This window comes from Saccharospirillum sp. (assembly GCF_040881935.1).
Classification (GTDB): domain Bacteria; phylum Pseudomonadota; class Gammaproteobacteria; order Pseudomonadales; family Natronospirillaceae; genus Saccharospirillum.
The window spans coordinates 1-26,206 of the sequence record NZ_JBBECH010000084.1 but is presented as its reverse complement, the minus strand read 5'-3'; the positions used below and the strand labels follow the sequence as shown (position 1 = coordinate 26,206).

Annotated in this window: 26 protein-coding genes and 1 pseudogene; 4 read left to right on the top strand and 23 right to left on the bottom strand. The window is 51.9% G+C overall.

What is annotated here, in order from left to right; translation table 11 throughout:
* Window positions 1-105: 105 nt before the first annotated feature.
* Window positions 106-318, top strand: coding sequence for a DUF1127 domain-containing protein (locus tag WEB54_RS15760; RefSeq protein WP_368054599.1), 213 nt, complete (start codon window positions 106-108; stop codon window positions 316-318).
* Window positions 319-375: 57 nt separating this feature from the next.
* On the opposite strand, the gene WEB54_RS15755 is transcribed toward WEB54_RS15760, so the two are convergent.
* From WEB54_RS15755 to WEB54_RS15745, 3 genes are all read right to left on the bottom strand, one after another.
* On the bottom strand, window positions 376-1,704 hold the full coding sequence (locus WEB54_RS15755; protein WP_368054597.1) for a DEAD/DEAH box helicase: 1,329 nt from the start codon (window positions 1,702-1,704) through the stop codon (window positions 376-378).
* A 177-nt stretch (window positions 1,705-1,881) separates the two neighbouring features.
* A complete protein-coding gene (locus WEB54_RS15750; protein WP_368054595.1) occupies window positions 1,882-2,652 on the bottom strand; it encodes a TSUP family transporter in 771 nt (256 codons plus the stop codon).
* A gap of 99 nt (window positions 2,653-2,751) precedes the next feature.
* Entirely contained in the window at window positions 2,752-3,846 is a 1,095-nt protein-coding gene (locus tag WEB54_RS15745; protein ID WP_368056661.1) for an NAD(P)/FAD-dependent oxidoreductase, read from the bottom strand.
* A gap of 136 nt (window positions 3,847-3,982) precedes the next feature.
* On the opposite strand from WEB54_RS15745, the gene WEB54_RS15740 reads away from it, so the two are divergent.
* Together WEB54_RS15740 and WEB54_RS15735 are read left to right on the top strand one after the other, a co-directional pair.
* A complete protein-coding gene (locus tag WEB54_RS15740) occupies window positions 3,983-4,126 on the top strand; it encodes a hypothetical protein (protein WP_368056660.1) in 144 nt (47 codons plus the stop codon).
* 291 nt (window positions 4,127-4,417) lie between these two features.
* Window positions 4,418-5,845: pseudogene (locus WEB54_RS15735) on the top strand (alpha-glucosidase).
* A gap of 282 nt (window positions 5,846-6,127) precedes the next feature.
* Here the strand turns inward: WEB54_RS15735 and WEB54_RS15730 are convergent.
* The 8 genes from WEB54_RS15730 to manD form a co-directional block, all read right to left on the bottom strand.
* Entirely contained in the window at window positions 6,128-7,021 is an 894-nt protein-coding gene (locus WEB54_RS15730) for a sugar kinase (RefSeq protein ID WP_368056659.1), read from the bottom strand.
* Window positions 7,018-8,217 (bottom strand): mannonate dehydratase, encoded by a 1,200-nt coding sequence (gene uxuA, locus WEB54_RS15725; RefSeq protein WP_368056658.1) that lies wholly within the window; start codon window positions 8,215-8,217, stop codon window positions 7,018-7,020. Before uxuA ends, WEB54_RS15730 begins: the two co-directional genes overlap by 4 nt.
* Window positions 8,218-8,229: 12 nt before the next feature.
* Window positions 8,230-9,693 carry a mannitol dehydrogenase family protein gene (locus tag WEB54_RS15720; protein WP_368056657.1) on the bottom strand — a complete coding sequence of 488 codons (1,464 nt, stop codon included), beginning with the start codon at window positions 9,691-9,693 and terminating at the stop codon, window positions 8,230-8,232.
* Between the two features lie 10 nt (window positions 9,694-9,703).
* The gene (locus WEB54_RS15715) at window positions 9,704-10,978 is read right to left on the bottom strand and encodes a TRAP transporter large permease (RefSeq protein ID WP_368056656.1); all 1,275 of its coding nucleotides are present in this window, start codon (window positions 10,976-10,978) and stop codon (window positions 9,704-9,706) included.
* Window positions 10,978-11,523, bottom strand: a complete 546-nt coding sequence (locus tag WEB54_RS15710) for a TRAP transporter small permease (RefSeq protein ID WP_368056655.1) — start codon at window positions 11,521-11,523, stop codon at window positions 10,978-10,980. Before WEB54_RS15710 ends, WEB54_RS15715 begins: the two co-directional genes overlap by 1 nt.
* 66 nt (window positions 11,524-11,589) lie before the next feature.
* Window positions 11,590-12,546: a TRAP transporter substrate-binding protein gene (locus WEB54_RS15705; protein WP_368056654.1), complete on the bottom strand. Its 957-nt coding sequence runs from the start codon at window positions 12,544-12,546 to the stop codon at window positions 11,590-11,592.
* A gap of 45 nt (window positions 12,547-12,591) precedes the next feature.
* Entirely contained in the window at window positions 12,592-13,614 is a 1,023-nt protein-coding gene (locus tag WEB54_RS15700) for a Zn-dependent oxidoreductase (protein ID WP_368056693.1), read from the bottom strand.
* A gap of 6 nt (window positions 13,615-13,620) precedes the next feature.
* Window positions 13,621-14,832, bottom strand: coding sequence for a D-mannonate dehydratase ManD (gene manD, locus WEB54_RS15695; RefSeq protein WP_368056653.1), 1,212 nt, complete (start codon window positions 14,830-14,832; stop codon window positions 13,621-13,623).
* 204 nt (window positions 14,833-15,036) lie between these two features.
* Here manD and WEB54_RS15690 point away from each other — a divergent pair, with 204 nt between their 5' ends.
* Entirely contained in the window at window positions 15,037-15,777 is a 741-nt protein-coding gene (locus WEB54_RS15690) for an FCD domain-containing protein (protein ID WP_368056652.1), read from the top strand.
* 34 nt (window positions 15,778-15,811) lie between these two features.
* On the opposite strand, the gene WEB54_RS15685 is transcribed toward WEB54_RS15690, so the two are convergent.
* From WEB54_RS15685 to WEB54_RS15630, 12 genes are all read right to left on the bottom strand, one after another.
* Entirely contained in the window at window positions 15,812-16,327 is a 516-nt protein-coding gene (locus WEB54_RS15685; protein ID WP_368056651.1) for a MarR family winged helix-turn-helix transcriptional regulator, read from the bottom strand.
* 114 nt (window positions 16,328-16,441) lie between these two features.
* Entirely contained in the window at window positions 16,442-17,434 is a 993-nt protein-coding gene (locus tag WEB54_RS15680) for an ABC transporter substrate-binding protein (RefSeq protein WP_368056650.1), read from the bottom strand.
* 53 nt (window positions 17,435-17,487) lie between these two features.
* Window positions 17,488-17,952 carry a tripartite tricarboxylate transporter TctB family protein gene (locus tag WEB54_RS15675; protein ID WP_368056649.1) on the bottom strand — a complete coding sequence of 155 codons (465 nt, stop codon included), beginning with the start codon at window positions 17,950-17,952 and terminating at the stop codon, window positions 17,488-17,490.
* Window positions 17,939-19,438, bottom strand: coding sequence for a tripartite tricarboxylate transporter permease (locus tag WEB54_RS15670; RefSeq protein ID WP_368056648.1), 1,500 nt, complete (start codon window positions 19,436-19,438; stop codon window positions 17,939-17,941). Before WEB54_RS15670 ends, WEB54_RS15675 begins: the two co-directional genes overlap by 14 nt.
* A gap of 18 nt (window positions 19,439-19,456) precedes the next feature.
* Entirely contained in the window at window positions 19,457-20,416 is a 960-nt protein-coding gene (locus tag WEB54_RS15665) for a Bug family tripartite tricarboxylate transporter substrate binding protein (RefSeq protein ID WP_368056647.1), read from the bottom strand.
* 383 nt (window positions 20,417-20,799) lie between these two features.
* Window positions 20,800-21,753: a pca operon transcription factor PcaQ gene (gene pcaQ / locus WEB54_RS15660; protein WP_368056646.1), complete on the bottom strand. Its 954-nt coding sequence runs from the start codon at window positions 21,751-21,753 to the stop codon at window positions 20,800-20,802.
* Between the two features lie 81 nt (window positions 21,754-21,834).
* Complete coding sequence (locus WEB54_RS15655; RefSeq protein WP_368056645.1) at window positions 21,835-22,659, bottom strand: IclR family transcriptional regulator; 825 nt, start codon at window positions 22,657-22,659, stop codon at window positions 21,835-21,837.
* Window positions 22,660-22,804: 145 nt separating this feature from the next.
* Window positions 22,805-23,800 carry an EamA family transporter gene (locus WEB54_RS15650; protein WP_368056644.1) on the bottom strand — a complete coding sequence of 332 codons (996 nt, stop codon included), beginning with the start codon at window positions 23,798-23,800 and terminating at the stop codon, window positions 22,805-22,807.
* Between the two features lie 122 nt (window positions 23,801-23,922).
* The gene (locus WEB54_RS15645) at window positions 23,923-24,480 is read right to left on the bottom strand and encodes a cupin domain-containing protein (RefSeq protein WP_368056643.1); all 558 of its coding nucleotides are present in this window, start codon (window positions 24,478-24,480) and stop codon (window positions 23,923-23,925) included.
* Window positions 24,481-24,529: 49 nt separating this feature from the next.
* A complete protein-coding gene (locus WEB54_RS15640) occupies window positions 24,530-25,135 on the bottom strand; it encodes a cupin domain-containing protein (RefSeq protein ID WP_368056642.1) in 606 nt (201 codons plus the stop codon).
* Window positions 25,136-25,208: 73 nt separating this feature from the next.
* Complete coding sequence (locus tag WEB54_RS15635) at window positions 25,209-25,760, bottom strand: tripartite tricarboxylate transporter TctB family protein (RefSeq protein ID WP_368056641.1); 552 nt, start codon at window positions 25,758-25,760, stop codon at window positions 25,209-25,211.
* Between the two features lie 3 nt (window positions 25,761-25,763).
* The coding region (locus WEB54_RS15630) for a tripartite tricarboxylate transporter permease (protein ID WP_368056640.1) at window positions 25,764-26,206 on the bottom strand (443 nt) is incomplete at its 5' end.

Genomic DNA, 26,206 nt, shown 5'->3' with positions numbered 1-26,206 from the left:
CAGTTAAGCCCAGCTTACTCGAAACGCAATTTATATCAATTGTGGCTTATCCGAAAAAGACAGACAATGCAATCATCATCCCACTGCCTGAACAGGAGGCGAATCATGACTCAATATACGCTCAACACCCCATTGGCCTGCTGTGAAATCAGCTCACCCGCTCCCTTTGCCAAGCGTTTGCTGGCGCAGTTCAAGCGCATCGGTATGCGCTACAAGACGCGTCAGGATCTGGCCAGCCTGCCGGATTATCGTCTGCGTGATCTGGGTCTGACCCGCGATCAGGTCGTGCGTGAGATCATCAAGCCGATCTGGCGTTAAGAAACACATAGTTTTTATCAGCCCCGCCGGCAGCGGGGCCATCAAAAAGCCCGCGCTTTACTCAGCCGCGGGCTTTTTGCGTTTCATCGGCTTGTAGCCGCCGTCGCGGTCTTCGGTCGGGCCGCTCGGCCGACTCGGGCGCGGGCCTGATTTGGCAGGCTTTTTAGCCTTGGCCTTGTCTTTGCCCTTCAGCTTTTTCGGTTTCTTTTTGCCATAGGCCTTGCCAGACGCCCTCACCTTGGCCGGGCCCTGGTAGGTGCTGGTCAGGCCCGGTAGGGTGGTCTTGCCAAAGCCGGCGCCAAGGTATTTGTGGATGCGGGCCATCAGGTCCCATTCATTCGGGCCGACGAGGCTAACCGCCCTACCCGGTTGACCAGCACGCCCGGTACGGCCAACCCGATGCAGGTATTCGTCGCCTTTTCGGGCCAGATCGAAATTCACCACCAGCTCGACGCTGGGCAAGTCCAGCCCACGCGCAGCGACATCTGTTGTCACCAGCACTTTGTATTTGCCACTGCGCATGCCACTGACTACGGCGTTGCGTTCTTCCTGTGTCAGGTTGCCGTGCAACAGGCCGCAACGGCGGGTACCGCTGAGCAACAGTGAATGCAGCCGCTCGGCCTTGACGATGGTATTGGTAAAGATGATGACCTGCTGGTTTGGGGCTTCATCCAGCAGAGCGTGAATCAGTTTTTCCTTGAAGGTGTCGTCGTGCGCCAGGATGTATTGCTGGCGAATGTTCTCCGGCACCGAACGCGAAGCATGCAGCGATATGGTTTCCGGCTCGTGCAGCAGCTTTTTGGCCATGGCCAGCACACCGCCGTGCTCCAGCGTGGCTGAAAACAGCAGCGTCTGGCGCGTTGGCGAGCAGTGTTCGGTGATGGCAATCACATCATCCCGGAAGCCCATGTCGAGCATGCGGTCGGCTTCGTCGAAAATCAGGTATTCGATGTCCGACAGCTCCAGACTGCGCCGTTCCAGATGTTCTTTTAACCGGCCCGGTGTGGCGATCAGGATATCCGGTGTTTTGCGCAATTCGGCGGCTTGCTCCTGAAAGGAAGCGCCACCGGTGATGCTCAGGCTGGTTACATTGACCGCACCGCCCAACTGCCGGCATACCTGCTGGATTTGCCGCGCCAGTTCACGGGTAGGGGCCAGTATCAGCGCTCGAATACCGGTGTTGGGCGAAGATCGGCGATTAAACATCGACACCATGGGCAACACGAAGGCCACCGTTTTACCGCTGCCGGTCTGGGCACTGACCATCAGGTCTTTTCCATCCAGAATGCGCGGAATAACGGCTTCCTGCACATCGGTGGCTTCGAGAATGCCGTGCTTGGTTAATGCAGCAGATAGCGGGGGGGCGATGTCTAGTTCATCAAACACTGGGTGAATACCTTATTGATCAGTCGGGCGGGGTTGTTGGCGGCGAGTATAGCAGACACAGCAATCCAGACGATGACTTAGTAACAGGGTCACAGCACAGACTGTCAGGTAAAAGTTCCGTCAGCCCAATGATGTCGATATGAATAACCGCTAGATTAAGAAAATCATTCTCACGGCTCAGGCAACAAGCAGACCGTACAAACCGCGCAAGAACATGCTGGCCCCCGTGGCCAGCAATACCACCAAGACCACCCGAGCGAAGACCACCGGCGACATGCGGTCACGCAAGCGCTGGCCAATCAGCATACCGGCGACCGCCGGGATGAACAGCAACACCGACATCAGGCCGTCATAGGGTGTCACCAGCCCTTGAGTACCGAGACCGATGGCCAGAACAACGGTTCCGGTAAACAGCACAAAGCTGGTCGCAAAAATAAACTCCAGCTTTTTCAAGCCCGAGGCAAGGAGCACCTGCAACGACGGAAACCCGAAAAACGACGTCAGTCCGCCAAAAAGCCCGCTGAAAAAACCACTGATGACGTAGTAGCGTGTTTTCTTATCAGCAGATACCTTTAAAGGCCGGGCCAGTTGGGCTGCAATAGACAACACCATTACGCCGCCCAGTGAAATGGACAGCCAGTGTGTGCCCATCACGGAAAGAAGCTGCACCGAGAAGGCCATGGTGACCAGCAACACCACGACCATCAACCAGATTTTGCGCAACACCCGCCAATGCAGGCGCGCCTGCGCGAGCTGCACGATGTTGGTGGCAAAACCCGATGCAAGCACCCAACCCATGGCCTGGGTTATCGGCACGTTGAACAGAATGGTCGAGGCGGGTATGGCAATGAATGGCATGCCAAACCCAGACACCCCCTTTACCATGCCCGATGCCAGAAAAATCAGACTGAGCCAGGGCAACAGAGTCAGCACGGTTTCAAAGGTCATATAACATTCGCTTAACGACTTAATTAAAAAGACCCGTAGACTAACGAATACCGTTGCAATTACCAGCGCCCGACTCTGCACAGAGCGTTGCAGGTACGCTCAGAGTAATTCGTACACGACATCGGCAATGGCCATACTGGCCGTCAACCCCGGCGACTCGATACCAAACAGATTGACCAGCCCCTGGTGTTCCGCCGCGTCATAGGTTTGCAACATAAAATCATCGGCGATGCCGTTGCCGGTTTTCACCTTGGGCCGCACCCCGGCGTAAGCAGGCACCAGTTTGCTGGCATCCAGGCCGGGCAGATAGGTTTGTACCGCGCGGGCAAAGCGATCTGCCCGGTCGGGGTCGACTTGGTAATCCGCTATGTCACTGTCGAGGAAGGTTACGTCGGGCCCGAAGCGGGGTTGACCGTTCAGGTCGAGCGTCAGATGAATACCGAGGCCGCCGGTTTCCGGAGTCGGGTACAGCAGGTGTGAAACCGGCAAACGACCGCTGTATCCGAAATAGCAGCCTTTGGCGTAGGCCGCTTCCGGCAATTCGGGAATCTCCGGAGAGACGGATCTGGCAACCGGCAGTGCGCCCAACCCAGCTGCATTAATCACCCGGTCGGCGTCGATCACCGAGCGTTCACCGTCGCTGTCGATAACGGATACTTGCCAGCGTTCACCTTTGCGCTCCAAGTGTTCAACCCGGTGATGACAAACCACATCGCCCTCGCGCGATTCGATGTCAGCCTGAAAGGCCATCATTAATGCATGAGAATCGATAATGCCGGTTTTCGGTGACCAGAGTGCACTGCGGCACGACACCGCCGGTTCACGTTCGGCGACCTGGTCTTGCGTCAGCGTGGTCAGCGATACGCCATTGGCAGCGGCATTGGCCTGTAACCCTGTCAGGGTGATTTCACCCGCTTCATCGGTCGCCAGAATCAATTTGCCTGGCAATTGAAACGGCAGGTGCCTGTCCTGGCAATAGGCCACCAGCTGTTCATAGCCTTGTATACAGAGGCGGGCCTTCAGCGACCCGGGGCGATAATAAATACCGGCGTGCAAGACTTCAGAATTGCGTGAACTGGTTTCCTGACCGGGGGTTGGGTGCTGTTCGAGCACCAGTACCGACTGACCCGCCAGGGCAAAGCGCCGGGCGATGGCCAGGCCGACCACACCGGCGCCAATAACGATGACATCCATAAAACCTCGAACATCTGTTAACACGTTTAAAAATAACTCGGCCGTCGCCTTTGACAGTAGAGATTTTTCAGCTAAAACTATATCTGGAGAACGCAGCAATGAGGCTCTCCAATGAAAGATTAACGGAGCCAGGATCATGAGCAAAGAAAAGAACAAAGGCCACAAGGAAAAGAAAAAACCCAAGGCAGCCAAAGTCGGCAACAAACCTTCTGATCTCCAAAAGCCAGCCGGCAGCGTCGGCGCCGCCATTGAACAGGATCACCACAAACACGATCACTGATCAGTGTTGCGCCGCATAACGCTGAGCCAGGTCACGCTGCTACCGGCCTGACCTGGCCTGAAAACCACTCAAACCCATCCCGATTCAACCCGCCTTCCTTTAAAACCATTACTCTTACGCCGTTCTAACGTCTAGGCTAGGCTCACATTTATCAACCGTGAACAGGAGGCCCTTAATGCCACACCTATAGAGCGACAATTAACTTGTCCGGTCCGGCCAAGATAGTTGACGCGCTACACACACCCCTGGTGGAAAACGTCTGTTGTCTATCAGATATACCCTCGCAGCTTTATGGACAGTAACGGCGATGGCATGGGTGATTTGAACGGCATCATCAGCAAGCTGGACTACCTGGCACTGCTCGGCATCGATGTCATCTGGCGGTCGCCGGTCTTCAAATCACCGATGGACGACAACGGCTACGACATCTCGGACTACGACGACATAGCGCCGGAATTCGGCAACCTGGCCGATATGAGCCGGCTGATTGCCGAAGCCCGGGTGCGCGATATCAAAATCATAATGGATTTGGTCGTGAACCACAGTTCAGATGAACACCCCTGGTTCAAGTCGGCCTGCTCGTCCAAAAACAGCCCCTACCGTGATTTCTACATCTGGCGGGATGCTCGGCCCGACGGCTCACTGCCAAACGACATCCGCAGCTACTTTGGCGGGCCGGCCTGGACCTACAACCAGGCCACCAATGACTACTGTTTTCACCAGTTCTCAACCAAACAACCAAATCTGAACTGGGATAACCCAGCCGTTCCCGAGGCTGTACATGCAATGATGAACCGCTGGCTAGACCGTGGCATCGCCGGTTTCCGTATGGACGTAATCGACCTGATCGGCAAAGACGTCGACAACAAGGTGCTCGCCAACGGTCCTACCCTGCACAGTCACTTGCAGGCCATGCACCAAGCCACACTGAAAGACCGGGACGCCCTCACCGTGGGCGAGCCCTGGAGCGTCACACCGCAAACCGCCCGGTTGTATTCAGCCCCTGAACGGGAAGAGCTGTCGATGGTGTTCCAGTTTGAACACATCGAACTGACGTTTGACCCGGTGCATGGCAAATGGCGCCCGCGCGAGTTCGACCTGGTCGCGCTGAAGCAGGTATTCGCCAAATGGCAGACAGAATTGGAAGGCTAGGAGTGGAATTCGCTGTTCTGGAACAACCACGACCTGCCCAGAGCGGTATCCAAATACGGCAATGACGGCGAGTATCGTGAGACTTCGGCCAAGGCCCTGGCCACCGTGCTGCATGGCATGCAGGGCACACCCTACGTTTATCAGGGTGAGGGAATCGGCATGACCAACGTGGCGTTCAAGGTGATAGAAGACTATCAGGACATCGAAACCCGCAATCTCTTTGCGGAACGGTTGGAGCAGGGTGATGCGCCCGATGCGCTGATGGCCGCCATTCACAGGAATAGCCGCGACAACGCACGCACACCCACACCCATGCAGTGGGATGCCAGCGACAACGCCGGTTTCAGCTCCGCCAAACCCTGGCTGAAAGTGAACCCGAATTACCCCGAGATAAACGTCGAAGCCAGCCTGGAAGACCCGGTCTCCGTCTTTTATCACTACCAGCGGCTGATCCAGTTGCGTAAAACCAACCTCACCCTGATAGAGGGGCGCTTCAAACTGATACTGCCTGAACACCCTCAGGTGTTTGCCTATCTGCGCGAAGGCGACACCGAACACTGCTCGTAATCGCAAACATCTCATCCGACCTGGCAATAGTTGATCTAGGCTCCAGCCTGGCTCACGCGACAGCCAGGTACTTGATCCACAGCGGCAGCACACAACAGCTGCTCAAACCAAAACTGACGCTGGCTCCCTGGGAAGCCTCAATTGTGAGCCTGAAGGAATTCATTTAATGACCCTGGAACCAACCATACCCAGAAAAGGGTTAATCCACATCCGGCCATGTCTGGTTGCAAGAGGCTACAATGCAACGGGTCTATCTACACTGCTTTAAAGACTGCACTGGACCTATTCAATGATGGCACCCCGGTGACGAATCACATCAGCCGCCAACATGTGTGCCTCCCGTGCAGCGTCATAGGGAGGAAGCTGAAGGATGATACCAGCCAAATAGGTCCCATTAAAAGAATCCCCTGCACCCGTGGTGTCAATGGGTTCAATGCCCGGTAACGCGGGCACAATCGTTTTCAAGGAAGCTATATAGCACCCCAGGGAACCCATTTTCACAACGACATCCCTGGCTCCTTGTTCCAGCCAGAATGATGCGACCTCTTCTGCTGTTGTCAGGTTATGCAGGGCCTTTTCATCCTCCAGCGTTGTCATCACGATCGCTCGTGTCTTAACGAGATCTCGCAACACCAACGACGCCTCTTCCGCGGATGCCCAAAGACTCGGCCGGTAATTAGGATCAAAGACCACCAGGCCATCATAGCTGAGCAGAGCTTCTATTAGCCTAACGCTGTCTTGAGCCGTCAGAATCGCTAAACTGATTCCTGACAAATAGACAACATCACAGCTGTTCAGTTGATCAAGCAAGCCCTGTCCTTCAGGCCCCTGAAACATCAACCTGGCAGCGGAGTCGGAGCGCCAATAGGTAAAATGTCGCTCGCCATCTTTGTCATTGTCCACCAGATACAACCCTATCGTTTTCCCGCTCAGACGACGAATCCACTGCGTATCCAATCCTGACAACTGTAACCTGGCGATCAATTCGAGGCTTATTGGATCGTCCCCAACAGCGCTGACATAACTGACTGCTGCCTCTTGCCCCAAAATACGCTTCAAATAGTGAGCAGTATTGAAAGTGTCGCCCGCGAACCCCTTACGCAGCGTTGTCTCGCTATCGCTTGGCGTTAATTCCAGCATGCATTCACCGATGCAGGCAATAGAATACTCACTCATGGGCTCAATTCCTCTTTAAGGACATATTTGGTCAGAGCGAATTCCACACCGCGTATTTCAGCAAGACCTTTCATACGCCCCAGGGCAGAATAGCCCGGATTGGATGTCCGGCGAAGATCATCCATGATTTGATGACCATGGTCCGGACGCAAAGGAATCTGCCTACCTATGCCTTGCACTTTACGCCGCCGCTCCTCCTTCAGAAGTACCAGAATCACGTCGGATATGTTTGTATTGCCTTCTAGGTGAGCCGCCTCATGGAAGCTACCCCAAGTTTCCTCGCGCTGAGTAGAGCGCAAATGGGTAAAGTAGATACGATCAGCAAACGCTGTCGCCATGTCGCATAGGTCGTTGTCCTCACGCACCCCGTATGAGCCTGTGCAAAATGTTATACCATTGGCAGGCGACGGAACCCGATTGAGCAGCCACTCGACATCCTGCTTTGTTGAAACAATTCGCGGCAAGCCGAGAATAGGACGAGGAGGGTCGTCCGGATGCACGGCCAGACTAACCCCACAGGCTTCAGCCACAGGCACAATATGGTCCAGGAAGAATGCGAAATTTTCGCGTAGAACCGCCTTGTCAATCCCGTCATAGCCTGCTAAGGCTGCTCGAAAGTCCTCCAGGCTATAGCTTTCTTCAGCCCCTGGAAGCCCGGCCAGAATGGTCCCGACAAGAACACTCTTCTGTGCTTCCGTAAGATTGGTAAAATATTCTTTCGCAGATTGAATTTCAGCCTCGCTATAACTGCGCTCACTGTTAGATCGCTTGAGAATAAAGAGATCAAACGCCGAAAATGCTGTTTGGTCAAAACGCAAGGCTCTTGAACCGTCCGGCAAGGTGTACGTCAAATCGGTCCGCGTCCAGTCGAGTACAGGCATGAAGTTGTAGCAAACCGTTTTAACACCGCAACTGGCCAGGTTACGAATACTCTGGGAATAATTATCGATGTATCTCAGGTAGTCTCCCGCTCGCCGCTTAATATCCTCATGAACAGGTATACTTTCCACTACTGACCAATGCAGACCGGCCGCTTCTATCTCACATCTGACTCTCTCTATCTGTTCAACAGGCCAAACCTCTCCATTTGGAATGTCATGCAACGCAGTGACTATACCGGTTGCTCCTGCCTGACGAATATCTTGCAAGCTAATGGAATCTCTACCTGTACCAAACCAACGCCATGTATGTTCCATATAGAGCCTCTCTTAGCTAACGAGGTTTCCGGGGTATTCGTTCATCATTTGTTGCACTGGCGTACCTGATCGCAAGCAATCTACCAGCGTAATCAGTCGATCAACAAAGTCAGTTTGCACACTTAACGATTTAGGAAAAATCTCCTTGAGGTCCAGACAGGCGGCCACTAAGTCAGCTGAGCTGGCACTGTTGCTCCGAACTAACTCTGCGAGAGAGCTCCCCAAAGGGTCATCAATGATTTCATGGTTGGCCTGTGCACGGGAAATAAAGCTGATCCACCCGGCGATTCCAAGCTCAATCGCAGGCGCTTTACGTGAGATTGACTGCAACTCCACTAGTCCCTCCAACCAGCGCTGTGGCAATTTCTGACTACCGTCCATCGCTATTTGTTTTAGTTGGTGCTGTAGACTGCTGTTCTCAAACCGAACCAGTAATCTCTTGCAGTACTTTTGAAGCTCCAGCTTCGAAAAGTCAGGCAGTGTTGGAGCGACTTCTTCTAGCATATAACGTTGAAGGAACTTGGGGATATCCGGGTCTCGCATTGCTTGCGCCACCGTTTTATGCCCCGCATGCAGTCCCAGGTAGGCGAGCAATGAATGGCTACCGTTTAGCATTCTTAGCTTTCTACTCTCGTAGAGAGAGACATCCTGTACCATCAAGACGCCTGAAGACTCCAATTGAGGGCGACCAGCGGGGAAGTCATCTTCAACGACCCATTCACTGAATGCTTCACACTTAACGACAGACGGATCGTCTATACCCGTGTCAACATAAATAGACTCCAGATCATCGCCGGTGGCTGCCGGGACAATGCGATCCACCATCGAGTTGGGAAAAGAAACATGCTCCTTTATCCACATCGCCATATCCGGGTCGTTTGCTTCAGCAAGGCTTATAACAGCCCGTTTGGTACGATTTCCATTGTGAGGCATGTTGTCACAGGACAGCACCGTAAAGGGTTTGGTACCATCAGATCGGCGCCGCTTCAAAGCGGCAAGGATTAACCCCAGTGCACTCTTGGGGCGCCCGGGATAAAGCAAGTCATGCTGAATATCTGCGTGCTCCAGAAGCAAGTTTCCCGTCGACGGAGAAAGATAGTAACCCTTCTCGGTCACCGTTAGCGTAATAATTCTGGTAGATGGCTCTGCCATCTGAGCAACGAGCCTGGCTCGTTCAACGTCATCGCCACAATAAATAGACGACTTAATGGCTCTTATTTCACGTACCGTAGCATCCGTTGAATCGGAATACTCCACAACATGGTAACGATGGCTCGCTTGCTCCAATTGCTGCACCAACTGGCTATTGGAGCGGATATTGGCGGCGAATATCATCCAATCTCCGTCATGTTCTTTAAGCGTTTTTTCTAAATAGACGGCTTGATGTGCGCGATGAAAAGCACCAAGACCGATATGCACGATACCGATATCATGGTCTCGACTGTCGATATTACTTTCAATGTAAGTTACTTTCATAATCGTAAAATCAACCTAGAAGTGACGGCAGCCACAAAGATATTGCAGGGATGTATGAAACCAGGAGAAGCACTAAAATATTGCATATAAGGAAAGGCCAAATTGCCCGAACAATAGCCGTCATTGACAGCCCACTGATACCAGAGGCTACAAACAGACAAACCCCCACAGGCGGTGTTGTTAATCCAATAATAAGATTCAGTACCGCCATAACCCCAAACTGAACGGGATCCATGCCAATGCCTTCGGCCACTTTTAACAATGTTGGAAAAAGGATTATGAGTGCTGCGATGGTTTCCATGAAACCACCAACAATGAGCAATACGATATTGACAACAAGAATTACTATGAAAGGATTTTCACTAACAGCAAATATCGCTTCAGCCAACATCTGCGGGATTTTCTCACTTGTCAAAATCCAGCCGAACAGATTTGCCATACCGACTAGCAGCAAAAGGCTGGCAGAACTCAAAACCGTATCCAGCAGCAACTTTGGCAAGTTACTCCAAGTGATACCTTTGTATACAAACATTCCCACTGCAAACGCATATAAGCTCGCCACAATAGAGGCTTCTGTTGGCGTGAAAAGCCCGCCTATAATTCCATACAGGATAATAAAAGTCATAAGAAGTGCCCAAATAGCACCTCGACCAACAATGAATATCTCTTTCAATGTAGCACGCTTTTCTCTTGGGTATTGACGTTTTACGGAAATGACATAAGCCGTTACCATCATTCCTAATCCAAGCAAGAACCCCGGAACCACCCCAGCCAGGAACATCTTTCCGACGGAGATACCACTTAGCGACCCGGCAATGATCATGGGTACACTCGGAGGTATTATTGGACCAATAGTGGAGGAAGCAGCGGTGACCGCTGCAGCAAACGACTTGTCATAACCACTCCGGGCCATACCTGGAATCATCACTGCACCAATACTTGCAGTATCGGCCACCGCAGTCCCGGAAATACCCCCGAATATCATTGAGCCGCCAACATTTGCCAGGCCGAGCCCGCCTCGAATATGCCCCAAGAGAGCATTACTAAAACGGATTATATAGTCAGTTATTTTTCCGGAATTCATAAGGTTTCCGGCGAGGATGAATCCCGGTATGCAAAGCAGTACAAATGAGTCCATACCAGCATAGAGTCGCTGAGGTACTATCGTAAATGAAATCCCCGCCATCGACAGATAGGTTAGAGATGCAATACCCAAACAAAATACTATCGGAACACCTATAAACAGCAATAAGAAAAAAGTGCCGAACAGCAAGAATATTTCCATTATCGCAGCACTCCCTGGTCATCGCGTTCGAGAAACAGCAATACAATACAGACAAAACTATAAAAGGCAGTCAAAGCGAAGAAAAAACAAACGGACAAAAATGACCAATACATAGGAACTTCCAAGGCTGGCGAGGTTTGCCAGCGTCCTATTTGGGCGTATTTGATGGAATAAGGCAGTATGTAAAGTGCAAAACCACCCACCATCAAGTGGCAGAATATGTCGTAGACCTTTCCCCAAAACGGACTTAACGCGGATTGAAATAGCTCCAGACGCACATGGAGGTTTTTTCTGACGATCAAACCAGAGCTCATAACAATAAGATAGATAAACAGATAGCGAGATAGCTCTTCTGTCCATATAGGAGAGGTTGGTAGCAGAAATCGGGAAACTATCTGTATAATCACAACCACGGCTATTGCCAGTAACGCGGAAACAGCCAAAACTGCAAAAATCCCGTCAAGAAGTTTTACCAACATCTGAATATAATACCCAACCCTGCCAACATGGCTACCTGGATATTTTTCTGTCTGTGAGCCGGCCATTGCAGTCTTCTCTGTTGTGGCCTACTTCCACTCGAAGAGTGTAAGCAGGCATCTTTTACAGGTGTATCAGATCTTCTCAAAGAGTTCTAGCTGTTCGGCCGTAAGTGCTTCCTGCACTGCTCTTTGCGCTGCGGATCTGAATGCTTCGAGATCGGGATTTACAAAGGTCATTCCACGCTCCTCGAGCGTCGCGCGCAACTGAGCTTCATCGGAGGCAAACATACTGTGCTCATATTCCTGCATTTGCTGAGCCGCATCCAGTACAATGCTGCGCAAGTCCGCTGGCATGCTGTTAAGCTGCTCCTGCCCTATGACTACGTAAATCCAGCTACGTACATGACCCGTTAAATTAACGTATTCCTGTACTTCATAAAAACTGGCGCTATTGATTAGGCTAAGTGGGTTTTCCTGCCCGTCAATCGTACCTTGTTGTAACGATGTAAATACCTCACTGAAAGCCATTGGAATAGGCTTAGCTCCCAAAGCCTCCCATAGCTTCACAAACAAAGGAACATTGGGGACCCTTAATTTCAGTCCGTTCAAGTCGTCGGGGGACATGATTGGCCGGTTAGACGTCAGATGGCGAGGACCACGCTCAAACCATGCAATAGGCTGAAGACCCGTCCGCTCTACTATTTGTTCACTAATCTCCATGCCTACTTCACCATTTACAGCTGCCTGTAACTGCTCTGAACTGGTAAATGCATACGGAACAGCCAACAGCGCGGCTTTAGGCGCCCAGTTCTGAAGAGACTCACCTGTTATGGTCATATCAGCCGTACCAAGCTGTATACTGTTGATCACCTCCATCTCTTTCCCTAACTGTTCGCTGGGGTATAGCTTCACTTCAATACGGCCATCAGACTGACTTTCCGCTACACGTTTGAATTCCATTGCGGCTTTGTGCCAAATGTTCTCTTCATTAACCGGATATCCGAATTTCAATGTAACTTCTTCGGCCTGGGAGACCCCAGCGACCAGCAATGTTGAAAAAACAGCCATTTTACATATAGATTTGATCATGGTTAGTTCCATCCTCATTTTTCAATTGCATTTTGTTTTTATTGACTACTTACCCATGTCCACCACAATTTTTCGGGTAAGTTCGGGGTGGTTCTCCATTAGTTGAATTCCTTCGCCGATATCACCTAACGCTATTCTGTGACTTATCAGCGCAAGCGGATCCAATCGGCCAGAGGAAATCATCTCGAGGACTTGAGGAAACCGTCGGTTATTGAGTCGGGAGCCAACAATGGTTAACTCTTTTTTGATGACTTCAATTTGTGCTAATGCGCTTGGTTCCGAACTAAAGCCAAGCAAGCCAATGCGACCAGCCGGGCAGGCTATTCGTAGCATCTCCGGGAACAGTGATGGAATGCAGGCTGCATCGGCGATAAGAGGTATACCGCAGCCCTTAAAGTGACTGGCGACCCAGTCCTCGACATTGGTTACGCGGCTGTTGATAATATCTGTCGCACCAAGAATTGCCGCGACTTCCAGCCGTTCTTTGACAATATCCACTACCACTATTCGCTCAATACCCATAGCCTTAGCGACCTGGACGATCGTCAAGCCGATGACCCCCGCGCCATAAACCAACAATGCATCACCGGGCAATGGCTCCATACGGGATAGAACATTCGTTGCAATAGAATAAGGCTCTACGAGGGCGGCTTGTTCAAGGCTAACGGCTTCCGGTAACGCCACTACATTCGTGGCAGGAGCACTGGTATACTCACTGAATCCACCATTTCGATGAACGCCAAAAACGGCAAGTTTACTACAGACATTGTAGCGCCCAGCCCGGCAGGCATAGCAGTTGCCACAGCTGATAACCGGATCAACGCAGACCTGATCACCTTGGCGTACATGACTTACGCCCGCACCTACAGCGGCGACAACACCTGAAAACTCGTGACCCGTAATTCGGGGAAATTGCACAAAGGGGTTTTTTCCATGAATTATGTGCAAGTCGGAACCGCAAATACCGGCAAATGATGTCCTGATCAGTACTTCACCAGGTCCCACCTCAGGTCTGTCTACATCGATCAAGGCGTAGTCGTTGATATTTGAAACTTGAAATGCTTTCATCATTACTTACCAATTCCACAATGTGCCATCTTCCAGTCGATTGACTGGAAGCTGAGCGGGGTTGTAAGGGTACTTGGCGGCAAGCTCTTCATTGATGTCGACACCATGACCCGGAACTTCCCCGGGGGTGAAGAAGCCGCCTGAAAATTTGTAGGCGTGCGGAAATACCCGGTCTGTTTCCTCGCTATGAGGCATGTGCTCCTGAATACCAAAATTCGGTATCCAGGAATCAAAATGCAGAGCCGCCCCCATACAGACGGGAGACAGATCGGTCGCGCCATGAAAACCGGTTTTCACATGGAAAATAGCTGCAAAGTCGGCAATACGCCGGACATTAGTGATGCCTCCCGCATGGGAAAGAGGCGCTCTAATGTAGTCAATAAGCTGTTTCTGAATTAGCTCGTGGCAGTCGTGAAGGCTATTGAAGACTTCGCCGACGGCCAATGGTGTCGTAGTGTGACGACGAATCAGTTCAAAAGAAGCCTGGTTTTCTGCTGGAACGCAATCTTCCAGCCAAAACAAATGATAGGGCTCAATTTCTTTGCCCAGTCGCGCCGCCTGAATAGGGGTGAGTCGATGATGTACGTCATGCAATAGAAGCAGATCGTCACCAAACTCTTTTCTTACGGCGGCAAACAATGAAGGCACATGATTCAGGTACTTCTCGGTAGACCACACATGTTCAGCAGGCAACCTTGAGTCAGCAGGTTCGTAAGGCTGACCCGGCACTTTGGCGACGCCATAGGTAGCAGCCAGACCTGGTATACCACACTGAACACGAACCGCCTTATAGCCCAATTCGACTTTCTTGCGAACTTCATTCAGACAAGAGTCAATGTCCAGCCCTGTAGCATGGCTGTACACCATGACCTTCTCTCGACTCTTACCGCCAAGCAGTTGATAGAGAGGCATACCAGCGACTTTTGCTTTAATGTCCCACAAGGCGACATCCACAGCGGCTATCGCCGTCATTGTTACCGGCCCCCGGCGCCAATAGGCCCCGCGGTACAAGTATTGCCAAATGTCTTCTATTCTTTGCGGATCCTTACCAATAAGAGCAGGTAGGATATACTCTTCCAGATAAGCAACCACTGACATTTCCCGACCGTTTAAAGTAGCGTCACCGATACCGCTAATCCCTTCATCGGTCTCCAGCTTCAGGGTGACGAAATTACGCCCCGGGCAAGTCACTATTACTTTGGCTGATCGAATTATCATTCAAAGCTACCTTTATTGTTTTTGGCATACCAAATGTACTGATCAGCCAAACTTAGCGGGATGAAATGATGAAATCAAGTGTTTTTTCAACAATTGACATACCAAATAACCCTTTAATTGCAAAAAGGGTATTACTCGTCGACATTTAAAGTGTTTTACAGGAGAATGGCATACCACTTTCAGCTACTCATCAAGAAGCATCACATGGCAGAACGACTGTACAGAGACATTGGCAATAAGATCAGACGGGAGCTGGCGAAATCATCCCTGGCAATTGGCGATAAGCTCCCGACTGAACGAGAGTATGCTGAACTGTTTGGCGTCAGCAGAACGCTGGTCAGAGAAGCCTTTATCATGCTGGAGATCGAAGAACTGATAGAAGTGAGAAAGGGTTCAGGAAGTTATTTGCGTAACAACCTTACTTCGGAACCGGTTAATAGAGTATCCGATGTCGGACCCTTTGAATTGCTTCAAGCTCGGCAGGTACTGGAGAGTGCCATCGCCGCCCAAGCCGCCCTTACTATAACCAAGACCGATATCAAGGAATTACTGGAAACCCTGGAACTCGAAGGCGCTGAAATTGATTCAGCCGAGAAGGCAAATGCAGCGGACAGAAACTTCCACCTCCTGATCGCGAGATCCACCCAAAACGCATTGCTGCTGGATACAGCAACCCGGTTATGGGATATGCGTGACGGTAACCCCATGTGGCAACAGCTCCACTCGCGAATCAAAGACTCTTCCTATCACGGGCAATGGCTGGAGGACCACAGGCAGGTAATGGTCCAGCTAAAGAAACGCAATGCTAACGGTGCTAGAGACGCAATGTGGCAGCATCTGGAAAATGTAAAACAAACACTGTTTGACCTGTCTGACACCGAAGACCCTGATTTTGACGGCTATATTTTTGCTCAACCCACCAACCAACAGCTTGGGAGCCCCTGATCCAGGTTACCAATCTGGCTGGTCAGGGGTCTGGTTACCTTCCATTTGCCGGATTCAATTCGGCGATCCCGTCGTTACCGCACGGAGCCGGTGGAGTTGAGCTTGCAAACGCTCGCTCCAGCTTCGCCATAGCGTTTATCAGTGCTGCCCGCTCATCGTTCGACAAAACCGTCAGCAAATCAGCCTCCCAGGCCTCTGCTTCTGGAAGCAACTTGGCCAGCAATGCCTGGCCGGTTGCCGTAAGTCGGAGAGGATGCGCCCGCTGGTCCTGGCTGTCCGGACTACGGCTGATCAGTTCGCGCTCCACCAACGACTGCACCGCCCGGGATACCCGGGCCTTGTCCATACGCGTCGCCTCCCGAATCTGCTTGGCGGTCAGTACTTCACACTGGTTCAGCCAGGCGAGCACCCGCCACTGGGCGATGGTCAGCGAATAGGAAGTTTCATACAGGTGCGCCAGTTGTTCACTGATCTGGTCCGCCACGCGGTTGAGGCGATAGGGCAGGAATTGGTTTAGGTCGAACTGATGATCCGTGGCGTGGTGTGTCATTCGGTGTCTATCCGGATAAAGCCTGACAGAATGGTTACACAAGGAACCATCGAGATCCAGTCAACAGACTGAACCTCGACAGATATTGGCCGGATTACAGAAAGATTACCGTGGCTATATCTTAAAGCTTTCCATACTGGCCGGATGAAACAATTCTTCCGGTGACACCAGACGACTGGATAAGCCTTCTTTGTGATGTTGCGCTAGGAACCGGGCCAGCGTTTCCCGGTTTTGTTCGAATCCGTAAGACCAGAAATCATTCCCCATCAATAACCGGGCCGCTCGCAACTGGTCTTCAACAAAAGGCAGTGTAACCTTGGTTGCCGATGTGTCGGTCAGATGCTGCATCGCTACCTGTTTCGATTTCTCAAACGCCTTGAACACGGAAAATGACAGCCAGGGATGCTGCTCCACCAGCGCCTTTCGAATACCCAGGGTATGCATGATCGGGAACAAACCGGTACGCTGATACCAGGCTTTCGCTTCGGCCTGGGGGTCGGCAAACAAATAGCCAACGTTCGGATTGCCCTCGGTAAAGCAGGACGGTGCGCGGGGGCCAATGACAGCATCAATCTCACCCATGGCAAGCATGTGGCTTATGGTTTCTCCGTCAGGGACATTAACGACCTGAGTGCCTTCTGTCAGGTTGAGATTGATTTTCTCGACCCGACCGGGCTCTTCGTACCCACCCCGAACCCAGGTGATGTCATTGGGTTTAACGCCGTAGTCTTCTTCCAGAATCATACGCACCCAAACATTCGCCGTCAGTTGGTACTCGGGCACACCCACCCGCTTTCCTTTCAGGTCGGCCGGGGTGTTAATGCCTCTGTCGGTGCGAATGTAGATGGAGGTGTGACGAAAGGCCCGGGAAGGGAAGACCGGAACGGCAATGTAGGGGCAATCATTATTCGCGGTTTTCACCGTATAACTGCTCATCGACAATTCGGTGATGTCAAAATCCGCATGCCTAAATGCCCGAAAGAAAATTTCTTCCGGATCATGCAACATGAATACCGGATCAACACCGTCTATTTGCACTGCGCCATCGACCAGGGGTCTCATCCGGTCGTAATTACCAATGGCGACTGACAGGGAAAGTTTGCTCATGTCACTGTGACCTTTATTGTTTCAAGAGACGAATTGTTTTACACCGAGACATTTCACAAGAAACGTTCCAGTATCAGCCCCACATAGAGTTCATAATCCAACAACCAGACAAAGATGATCCATACAAAAAACAGCGCACCCAGGGAGATAGCCGCTGATTTCGCTCTGTCGTGACCAGAACGCCAGGTAAGGAAGACAAAAATATACAGCGGAATGGTGATTAAGAAACCAAACACAAACAGGAACACCACCAACCCGAACAGCCACCCCATGGCCTTCAACTGTTTAACCGTGGTACTGGTTTCCGTGGCTTCCGGCAGTGATTGCTGATACCACCGCCCCAGTTGAACCAGAACATCGGCCGCAGCCAGCGCGACAAACACCCAGCCAATAAATCTAGGGAACATGCCGCTGGAGCGACCGAATTCCTGCGAAAGCACCAACAAGATAATGGCCAGTGCGAGAAGGGCAACGGATATCAGAACCGTTGGCCGAGTCAGGGTACTAGGCGTTCGCATTGCGCATTCCTCGCTTGATTCGACCCAGCACAGGCAATGCCAGCGCCACGGCGATGATGATGAAAATCACCAGGCTGGTGGTATCGCGGAAAAACCCGGTCCAGTCACTGCGGAACATCAGCATCGACTGGATAAAATTGCGCTCCATCATACCACCCAACACAATGGCAATGACCAACGTAATGCGCGGATAATCGAGCCGAATCATGACGTAGCCAATAACGCCAAACATGGCCGCCATCACGACGTCACCCATCGATCCTTCGAGGGCATAGGCACCGACAAGAGCCACACCCAGTACCGTGGGAATGAGTATCGACGAATCGATAAAGGTAATTTTAATTAGGTATTTTGTGGCCACCGCTATGACGCAGGCCGACGCTATGGTGGCCAGCAACAAGGCGATGATCAGCACCAGCAGACTCCACTCACGCTCAATCAACAACAAGGGTCCGGGCTGCATGCCATGAAGTACCAATACACCAAGAAACAGGGCCATTTCAGCGCTACCGGGAATCCCAAACGCCAGGGTTGGAATCAGCGAGCCGCCATCTTTCGCATTATTAGCGGCTTCAGGAGCAATAACACCGCGAATATCCCCTTTGCCAAATTGCGAACTGTCGCGGCTTGATTGGACTGCAAATGAATAGGACAAAAACGAAGCGACTGTTCCACCTACGCCCGGAACAATACCCACCAGAGTGCCAATAAAAGATCCGCTGAACACCGTTTTCGGATGCTTGAAAACCGCCCTGAACCCTTCACCGACGCCCTTGACGTCGCCCAGTTCGCTGCGATCAACCTTTGAAATAGAGCCTCCCTCTACCATCAGACGCATCATTTCAGCGATGGCGAACAACCCGATCAGGGCGGGAACAAGCTTGATACCGTCCCAAAGGTAGTCGACCCCGGCGGTAAAACGCAGGGCACCGCCCATGTCATCGTAACCGACGAACCCAATGAACAGACCAAACGCCGCAGCGATCAAACCACGCAGCATATTATTGTTCGAGATGGTCAGAGAGACGAGGCCCAACACCGCCAACATAAAGAAGGCTGGCGGGCCAAACAGCAACACCAGAGATTTGGCCATGGGCAGTACAGCGACCAGAACCACGACACCAATGATCCCACCGACTGACGACGCCGTAGCTGCAGCGCCGATGGCAAGACCCGCCTTACCCTGGCGGGTAAGCGGGTAGCCATCGAAACAGGTGGCCGCGTTGGGCGCCGTACCCGGCGCATTCAGCAAAATGGCCGTGACTGAGCCGCCAATGGCGCTTGACCCCATGATGCCACCCATCAGCGTGATCGCCTGTTCGGGCTCCATGCCGAACGTCAGGGGTAACAACAGTGCTATGGCGGTAGCGCCGCCAAGGCCCGGGATGATGCCGAACAGGAGGCCCACCAGGACCCCCAGCATCAGGTACATCAGGGTAACCCCGTCGGCGAGATACAGCGTCGCCGTCATAAAAGAGTCTAGCATGACAGTGATTTCCGCTGATCAGTTAGGGTTTGCCAGGCTTGTGCTGAAACGCTCGTAAAACTCGAAGCTGCTGGATATATCAGCCGCTGTTTCAGCACCGTTCATTGGGGACATGTTCATACCAATGCTCTTGGCGTATTCCAGATACTCGTCATTTTGAACCACATCCATGAAAGCGGAGCGCAATTGCTCGAGGGTTGCATCATCAATTCCCGGAGGACCGGCAATAGAACGCTGCAAGTTTAACGGTGTTAACCCCGGATACCCTGCTTCGGCAAACGTGGGCACACCCTCAAACAAACTTTGGGTTCCGGACATGGCCAATGCACGCACATCACCGGATTCCAGATAGGGAGTTACAGACGATACCGGGGCCATACTTACCTGGCCATCACCACGAATCAGGCCGACAATCGCATCGGTCGTACCACCATAACCAGACAGGTAGATCGGATCTTTCTCTGCCAGGCCAAGCTCACTTGCGGTAATTTGCAAGGCCGCCAGCACCGTCGAGCCATAACCGGTTGAGGTAATGATCAGGTCATCCAGTGCGATCAGATCGTTCAGCGTTTGAATGTCCGAATCGGCGGCAACGATCAACACATAGTCGTCCGACTCCAGACGCCCGATCCAGCTCAATTCGCGCAGGTCGTAACCGACTTCTTCACCCAGAATGGCAGGCAGAGCGAACCCGGGCAGGTTAAAAATACCCAGAGTCAGACCATCCGGATCAGCTCGGCTGACCTCGGTTGAGCCACGCTGCCCACCGGCACCGGGAATGTTTGCGGTGATAACGTTGGCACCCCCCAGGGCTTCACTGAAATACGGTGCAAATCCGCGGACGGCGCGATCAAACCCGCCCCCGGGACCATAAGGAACAACAATAGAGACGGTGTCAGACGGATCAACTTCGGCCTGAGCACCCGACATAATTGCGACACCGGCCAGTGCCGACAGCAAGGCTGATTTAATCTTCATGTTGGGCTACCTTTATTTGTTTTTGTCAGGTTTTAGGTCTTTGTATCGGACCACTGCGAGATCCGACTGGCCGAGCCATCCCTTTATAGGGAACGTCGTTCGGCTATGAGCCAAGTTACGCAACTCACTGCTTCATGGGAAATGAAATTTAGACAAAATAATATATCGAAAATGATATATCTAAGACAGACCGGCCCAAGCCATGCAGTTTAAAGGACAGACAGGGTTACGGAAGTTAAACAAAATAAAGCAGTGGGACGCTCTGTTCACCCGCAAATCTATTGATTTAACTCATTGAACGGATATTTGGCATGGACTTTTGGCTACTCACCGCACTTACTAAGCGGTCAGTGTTCAGGTAAAAGAGATTCATTTTCGATATATCACACCGCAGACAACGTTTGCGTCACCTGCCGCACCTGCTCCATCAACACCAACTGCGCTTCGCTGGGATGACCGTCAACCCGGGTCGCGATGCCAACGGGACTCAGGGTTGTCGAAAAATCATAAGGCAGTTCAACCAGGCGCCCTTCACATATGTCAGCCTGAACGGCACCGTGGGATATCAGCCATACCGTATCTGAATCTCGCACATAGGCGCGTCCAAAAGCATGGGAAATCGTCTCTATCCGGTTGGCGTTGGGTCGAATGCCGTTCAGGATCATAAACTGGTCAACCAGGCTGCGAATCACCGAGTCCGGGGGTGGCATCAAAATAGGGTACTCGGACAACACCTCCAGTGAAGCCAGTGACTGCCACAACACCGGATGATCAGGCCGCACAACAATAGCGATCCGCTCCTGATAGAGTTGCTCAAACACCAGCCCTTGCATTTGCGCGGGCGATCCAACCCGCCCTACCACCAAATCCAGTTCAGACATCCGCAGTGCGTCCAACAGCATCCTGTTGCCACTGTTCAGCAAAGTGACATCGGCATAGGGCATTTTGGATTTAAAGGCCTGCAATGCTTTAGGCATGACAGTGGTAGCAATGGTTGGCAACACACCAATTACCACGGGTGAATGCTCGGCCCGGCTTGACGCGCTGACCCGGTCAATGCCTTCACGCAAGGCGTCGGTACTGTTCAGTGCGTAGCGTAGAAACACCTCACCAAACCGGGTCAGTTCAACTCCTTTACGCTGCCGGTTCAACAGCTCAACACCCAGCATGTCTTCCAGTTCACGCAACTTTTTAGACACGGCGGGCTGTGTCAGGGAGAGGTAACTGGCAGCACGCACCACACCACCCTGGCGAACCACTTCGATAAAACACTGTAAATGCCGGAACTTGATCCGGTTATCAATGATGGGGCTCTTGGGTGTGTGCAATGTCGACATGGCGGGGCGCTATACTGACCTTTGGTCAGATAAGCATAACAGACCCGGGCAGTTAGCCGTAAAGGCGCTGCCCTGAATTGGTCAGAATGGCCGGTAACCCAGACGCTGGGAAACGGCCCGGGCGGTATCCTGGACGTGAGGTACATAGCGCAGGATTGTATCCTCATCCATGCGATGGATCGGCCCAGCCAGACCCATACCGGCAACCACCTCACCGTTCATATTGAAAATGGGAGCGGCGATACACCTCATCCCCACTTCGCTCTCCTGATCTTCCACGCAGTACCCCTGGGCTCGTATTCTGAGCAGCTTTTTACGCAATTCAGCCGGATCGGTGATCGTATAGTTGGTACGCTGTTTGATCGTACCCGACAAGGCCTCATCTATTTCCACATCACTCTTGAACGCCAGTATCACCTGCCCTTCACCGGTGCACAGTGCCTCCTTACGCACACCAATATCCGACTGCATGCGTATGGCATGGGTACTTTCAAAGTGAAACAAATAGACCACTTCCGGCCCATCCAGCACACCCAACAGTACAGTCTCGTTCAGCTCACTCTTGAGCTCCTGCAAAATTGGTCTGGCGACACTGGGTACATCCAGCCGTCGCCGAACCAGGCCACCCAGACTGAACAGAGTTAGCCCAAGCCGGTATTTGTCATTGGCGGTATTCTTTTCCAGCAACCCGCCGATGACCAGTGTCGTCGCCATACGGTGTACCGTACTTTTCGCCAGACCCAGCCGCTTGGACAGCTCGCTGATGCCCAGCTCGACGTCTTTTTCACTAAAGGTTTTAAGCAGGGCAATGGCATTGGCCAGCGAGGACAAACCACGACTTTTCTTGTCGTCTGCACTGTTACCTGCTTTCTCAGTTTTTTGATTGATGTGTCGTAGTTCGCTCATGCTGTCCTTGTATGCTTCATCAATTAGGCCCTCCGAGCGCATCGTAAGGCACTCCGACTCAGATCCGTCAACAGGTTCCGGGCCTGAACTATACCGATATGAGCGAAAAATAACCAGACAGCCCACAACCAGAAGGCGGCCGGGTTTAGGGCCAACGAAACTCGACCAGTAACATGACAACGCCCGGAAGCTGAAAGTTAGCGGTCACTATCTCTGTCGATACCGACAACCCCAACACGCCCAACATGGTCACAATGACGCCCAGTATTACCCAGGTGCCAAAGACCTCTGTATTACGGTTGATTAACCAACCGAATATAACCCGAAAGACCACCGATGTAGACTGGATAGGCGTCACCACCGACACTGGCGCTATTGCGAGCGCCATGTACCGGAACATCTGCGAGAATCCGACCAGGATGGCCGCCAGCGAAAACCAGCGCACGGATGATTGCCCCACTTCGCGGACGTGCTGCCAGCGCCCGGGAAGCAGCAGGATCAGGCCAATAACCAGCGCCGCGGACGAATAGGAAATAAGGCCACCCCAGAAACTGGAACCGGGACCCTGTGATTCCAACCCCATACGAACCAGAATCGGGCTAGATCCATAAGCGACGGCTGACAATAGCGCAAAGCTGTAACCTTCCCGGTAGCTCGGCTCAAATCCCGGGTGCTCCGGCTTGGGAGCCCCTTCTTTAGCCGGCTTTGGCTTTTTGAAGGTGGCCTTGGAAGTAAAATAGGCACCCAGCAGAATCAGCACGATCCCGGTGACCTTAAGGGGTGTTAACACCTCCCCCAGAAATACGATAGCCAGTACCAGCGCCAGGATCAGATTCGATTGCTTCCAGGGACCGGAAAGATTGCCACCGATCGCTTTGGTCGACCGATAATTGCAATATCGGCCAATCACAAAATGCAATACCCCGGCAGCCGACAGCCAGAGAAAGGTTTCAGTGGTTAAACCGGTAACCGCACCGATGTTGCCAGTCACCAGAATCATCACCAGGAAAAAAGGCACACCCACGGGAACCGTAATCGCCAGTGCCTGCAGAACAGACCCGCTCAGCACACCACGCCTGACGCTGGCATTGTTTAACCCAAACGTTATTGCCGACAATAGAGCGAGAAAACCACCTAACATATAACTAACTCCGGCTTAGCAAAACAAAACCCTTCAATCGCCTTCCAATCAGCGGCGGCTGATGATCTGAAATTCGGTGAAACAGGGCTCTCTGATCAGAGAGCCCGACTAGCAACGGGTAGCTAGTAGTCGCCGTGGTTATAGTCCTCTTCCGCTTCGCGTTCCACGAAGCCTTCAGCGCCTGGAGCCGGTTCGGTGGGTCGAGGCTCCACCTGTTGTTGAAACAGCATATTCATAAACATATACATGGGTTTGGTCTTGATCACCAGTGCCCGCGCCGGCCGTTCCGGGTCGGCGTTAAAGTGCTGGTGCACACAGTTATTGTGTACAATGGCAATGTCGCCCGCCTGCCAGTCATAGCGTATGCCATCATGTATCTCGTACCCTTTGCCATCGAGGATATAAAAAGCCGCTTCATTCACATGACCGTGTTTTTGCGACTTGCCACCCGGTGCGTACTCCTCCAGGTGCAGGTGAAAGGTCTGCGTAATACCGTCTTTGGGTTCCACATAATGTCGGCTGTACGCCTGAGGACCATCCTGAAACTTGATCTCAGTACCCTTGCGTACCCGCGGCATGCTGCGCAAGCGCTGTAACTCATCGTTCAAATTGTACGGGCCCGCAATGGCGCGAACAAAGACTCGATCTTTCTTACTGTGATAATGCGATTCAGTACCCATCTAGCTGGACTCCTGCTTACCTGCCCCGCCTTTCGACGCGGAGCCGCTGTTATTTAGATGTTGCGGTGATGTAGCCATGTATGACCTTGGCATTCAAGGTTACCGCTGGATCATACTCCGGGGCATTTTCAAGCTGCTCTACATCGTTCAGACCAAATTTTTTATAGATCCGGTTGATTGCTGAAATTAACCGTACTGGCCGGTCCGGATCGGCATTGAAATGCTGGTGAATGGTGTTAGGCGGAATGTAAATGATATCTCCGGCTTCCCACTCAAATTTTTGTACCTTGTCCTGCGCCTTCCAGTGATAGGTATCGGTTATTTCCACATCACAATCCTGGTGCAGGTCATAGCCCTTACCTTCAAGCACGTACAGGCACTCTTCAGCCAGATGCCGGTGCTTGCCTGAATGACTGCCGGGCGGAATGATCTGCATGTAGGCGTCGACCGACTCCATGCGGGTGTTCATTTTGTCGTGCAACAAATGTTTGAGCAGACCCTGTTTCGACATCTCCCAGGGCATTTCTTCAGGTCGAACGACTTTCTTACGCAATTTGTCTCGCTCTGGGGCCGTTGCCGCATCATCGAGCAAATCCTGATACAGATCGCGGGTGACATCACCCGCCAACCAATACTGTGATTCTGTCCAAGCCATGGTTTGCTACCTCGTTTCAATCAACTACTGGGGCCAGCTTATTGCCGCCCCACACTATTCAGCCAAACGTGATTCAAAAGACGTCGTACCCAGCCCACAGCTGGTACAAAATACCCGGAAACATTTCCAGGTTAAGAACCAAGTCAAAGAGCCCGTAAAGCGCCAACGGAAGGCCAAGCGCAATTTTGATCGACAGCGAGTTGGACTCCTTGCCAACCGGTCGCATCAGCAACCAGGTAAAGATCGCGATCGCAAGGTATTGCCCCAACACAATCACCATGACGATGAGAAATATTAGCCAGAGACTGAATACAATAAATTGGTTGAGCGTCCGGTACTGACCTGCCAATGCATTCCTGGCCGTCTCAGCCAAACTGGCTGACTCCCTCTTCATGGCCCTGATTTCCCGAACGCTGATGCCAATGATCAGCAACAAAAGAGGCGTCAGAATAACCAGAGGGGTGCGAGCGGCCGTCATACTGTAGGTCAGTGACTCCAGAATCGCAGCAATGGTAACGACCAGTAAGAATAGGATAAACACCACTTCAGCGACCCGGATCTCTTTAGTCACCACGGTGATGTCTTCCAGATTTTTCTGTCCCGGATTTTTATATTCATTGGACATAACTCAAGCCTCCTTTTTCCGGTCGCGAACAAATGTCCAGATATTCCAACCCAAAAACACAACCGTTATCACTACCAGTGTCAGCGGAATAGGCTCGAGGTAAAAACGCGGTCCGTTTAATTGCAAGGCAAGATACAGATTTTTCTCGATGGCATACCCAAGTACCAGACCAATTAACATGGCCGCACGTGAGTAGCTGAGTTCCTTCATCACATAACCGAGAATGCCAAAGACCAGTGCAATCAGCATTTCGAACCAAGCGTTGTGAACTACATAAGCACCGGTAAAGACAATACATATAAGGACGGGAACAAGTATGGACGAGCGCAAGAACGTGGCTCGCGTCAGGGGATTCACCAGAAACATACCAAAGATGGTTCCGATCAGGTTACCAATGACAATGGTGAAAATCATTACAAAGACAATATCCAGATGCGAAATCATCA

Bases quoted from the DNA above. Each gene is read 5' to 3' on its own strand.
- WEB54_RS15760 (WP_368054599.1), top strand. From the start codon at position 106: ATGACTCAATATACGCTCAACACCCCATTGGCCTGCTGTGAAATCAGC.
- WEB54_RS15750 (WP_368054595.1), bottom strand. From the start codon at position 2,652: ATGACCTTTGAAACCGTGCTGACTCTGTTGCCCTGGCTCAGTCTGATT.
- WEB54_RS15745 (WP_368056661.1), bottom strand. From the start codon at position 3,846: ATGGATGTCATCGTTATTGGCGCCGGTGTGGTCGGCCTGGCCATCGCC.
- WEB54_RS15740 (WP_368056660.1), top strand. From the start codon at position 3,983: ATGAGCAAAGAAAAGAACAAAGGCCACAAGGAAAAGAAAAAACCCAAG.
- WEB54_RS15730 (WP_368056659.1), bottom strand. From the start codon at position 7,021: ATGAGTGAGTATTCTATTGCCTGCATCGGTGAATGCATGCTGGAATTA.
- uxuA (WP_368056658.1), bottom strand. From the start codon at position 8,217: ATGGAACATACATGGCGTTGGTTTGGTACAGGTAGAGATTCCATTAGC.
- WEB54_RS15720 (WP_368056657.1), bottom strand. From the start codon at position 9,693: ATGAAAGTAACTTACATTGAAAGTAATATCGACAGTCGAGACCATGAT.
- WEB54_RS15715 (WP_368056656.1), bottom strand. From the start codon at position 10,978: ATGGAAATATTCTTGCTGTTCGGCACTTTTTTCTTATTGCTGTTTATA.
- WEB54_RS15710 (WP_368056655.1), bottom strand. From the start codon at position 11,523: ATGGCCGGCTCACAGACAGAAAAATATCCAGGTAGCCATGTTGGCAGG.
- WEB54_RS15705 (WP_368056654.1), bottom strand. From the start codon at position 12,546: ATGATCAAATCTATATGTAAAATGGCTGTTTTTTCAACATTGCTGGTC.
- WEB54_RS15700 (WP_368056693.1), bottom strand. From the start codon at position 13,614: ATGAAAGCATTTCAAGTTTCAAATATCAACGACTACGCCTTGATCGAT.
- manD (WP_368056653.1), bottom strand. From the start codon at position 14,832: ATGATAATTCGATCAGCCAAAGTAATAGTGACTTGCCCGGGGCGTAAT.
- WEB54_RS15690 (WP_368056652.1), top strand. From the start codon at position 15,037: ATGGCAGAACGACTGTACAGAGACATTGGCAATAAGATCAGACGGGAG.
- WEB54_RS15685 (WP_368056651.1), bottom strand. From the start codon at position 16,327: ATGACACACCACGCCACGGATCATCAGTTCGACCTAAACCAATTCCTG.
- WEB54_RS15680 (WP_368056650.1), bottom strand. From the start codon at position 17,434: ATGAGCAAACTTTCCCTGTCAGTCGCCATTGGTAATTACGACCGGATG.
- WEB54_RS15675 (WP_368056649.1), bottom strand. From the start codon at position 17,952: ATGCGAACGCCTAGTACCCTGACTCGGCCAACGGTTCTGATATCCGTT.
- WEB54_RS15670 (WP_368056648.1), bottom strand. From the start codon at position 19,438: ATGCTAGACTCTTTTATGACGGCGACGCTGTATCTCGCCGACGGGGTT.
- WEB54_RS15665 (WP_368056647.1), bottom strand. From the start codon at position 20,416: ATGAAGATTAAATCAGCCTTGCTGTCGGCACTGGCCGGTGTCGCAATT.
- pcaQ (WP_368056646.1), bottom strand. From the start codon at position 21,753: ATGTCGACATTGCACACACCCAAGAGCCCCATCATTGATAACCGGATC.
- WEB54_RS15655 (WP_368056645.1), bottom strand. From the start codon at position 22,659: ATGAGCGAACTACGACACATCAATCAAAAAACTGAGAAAGCAGGTAAC.
- WEB54_RS15650 (WP_368056644.1), bottom strand. From the start codon at position 23,800: ATGTTAGGTGGTTTTCTCGCTCTATTGTCGGCAATAACGTTTGGGTTA.
- WEB54_RS15645 (WP_368056643.1), bottom strand. From the start codon at position 24,480: ATGGGTACTGAATCGCATTATCACAGTAAGAAAGATCGAGTCTTTGTT.
- WEB54_RS15640 (WP_368056642.1), bottom strand. From the start codon at position 25,135: ATGGCTTGGACAGAATCACAGTATTGGTTGGCGGGTGATGTCACCCGC.
- WEB54_RS15635 (WP_368056641.1), bottom strand. From the start codon at position 25,760: ATGTCCAATGAATATAAAAATCCGGGACAGAAAAATCTGGAAGACATC.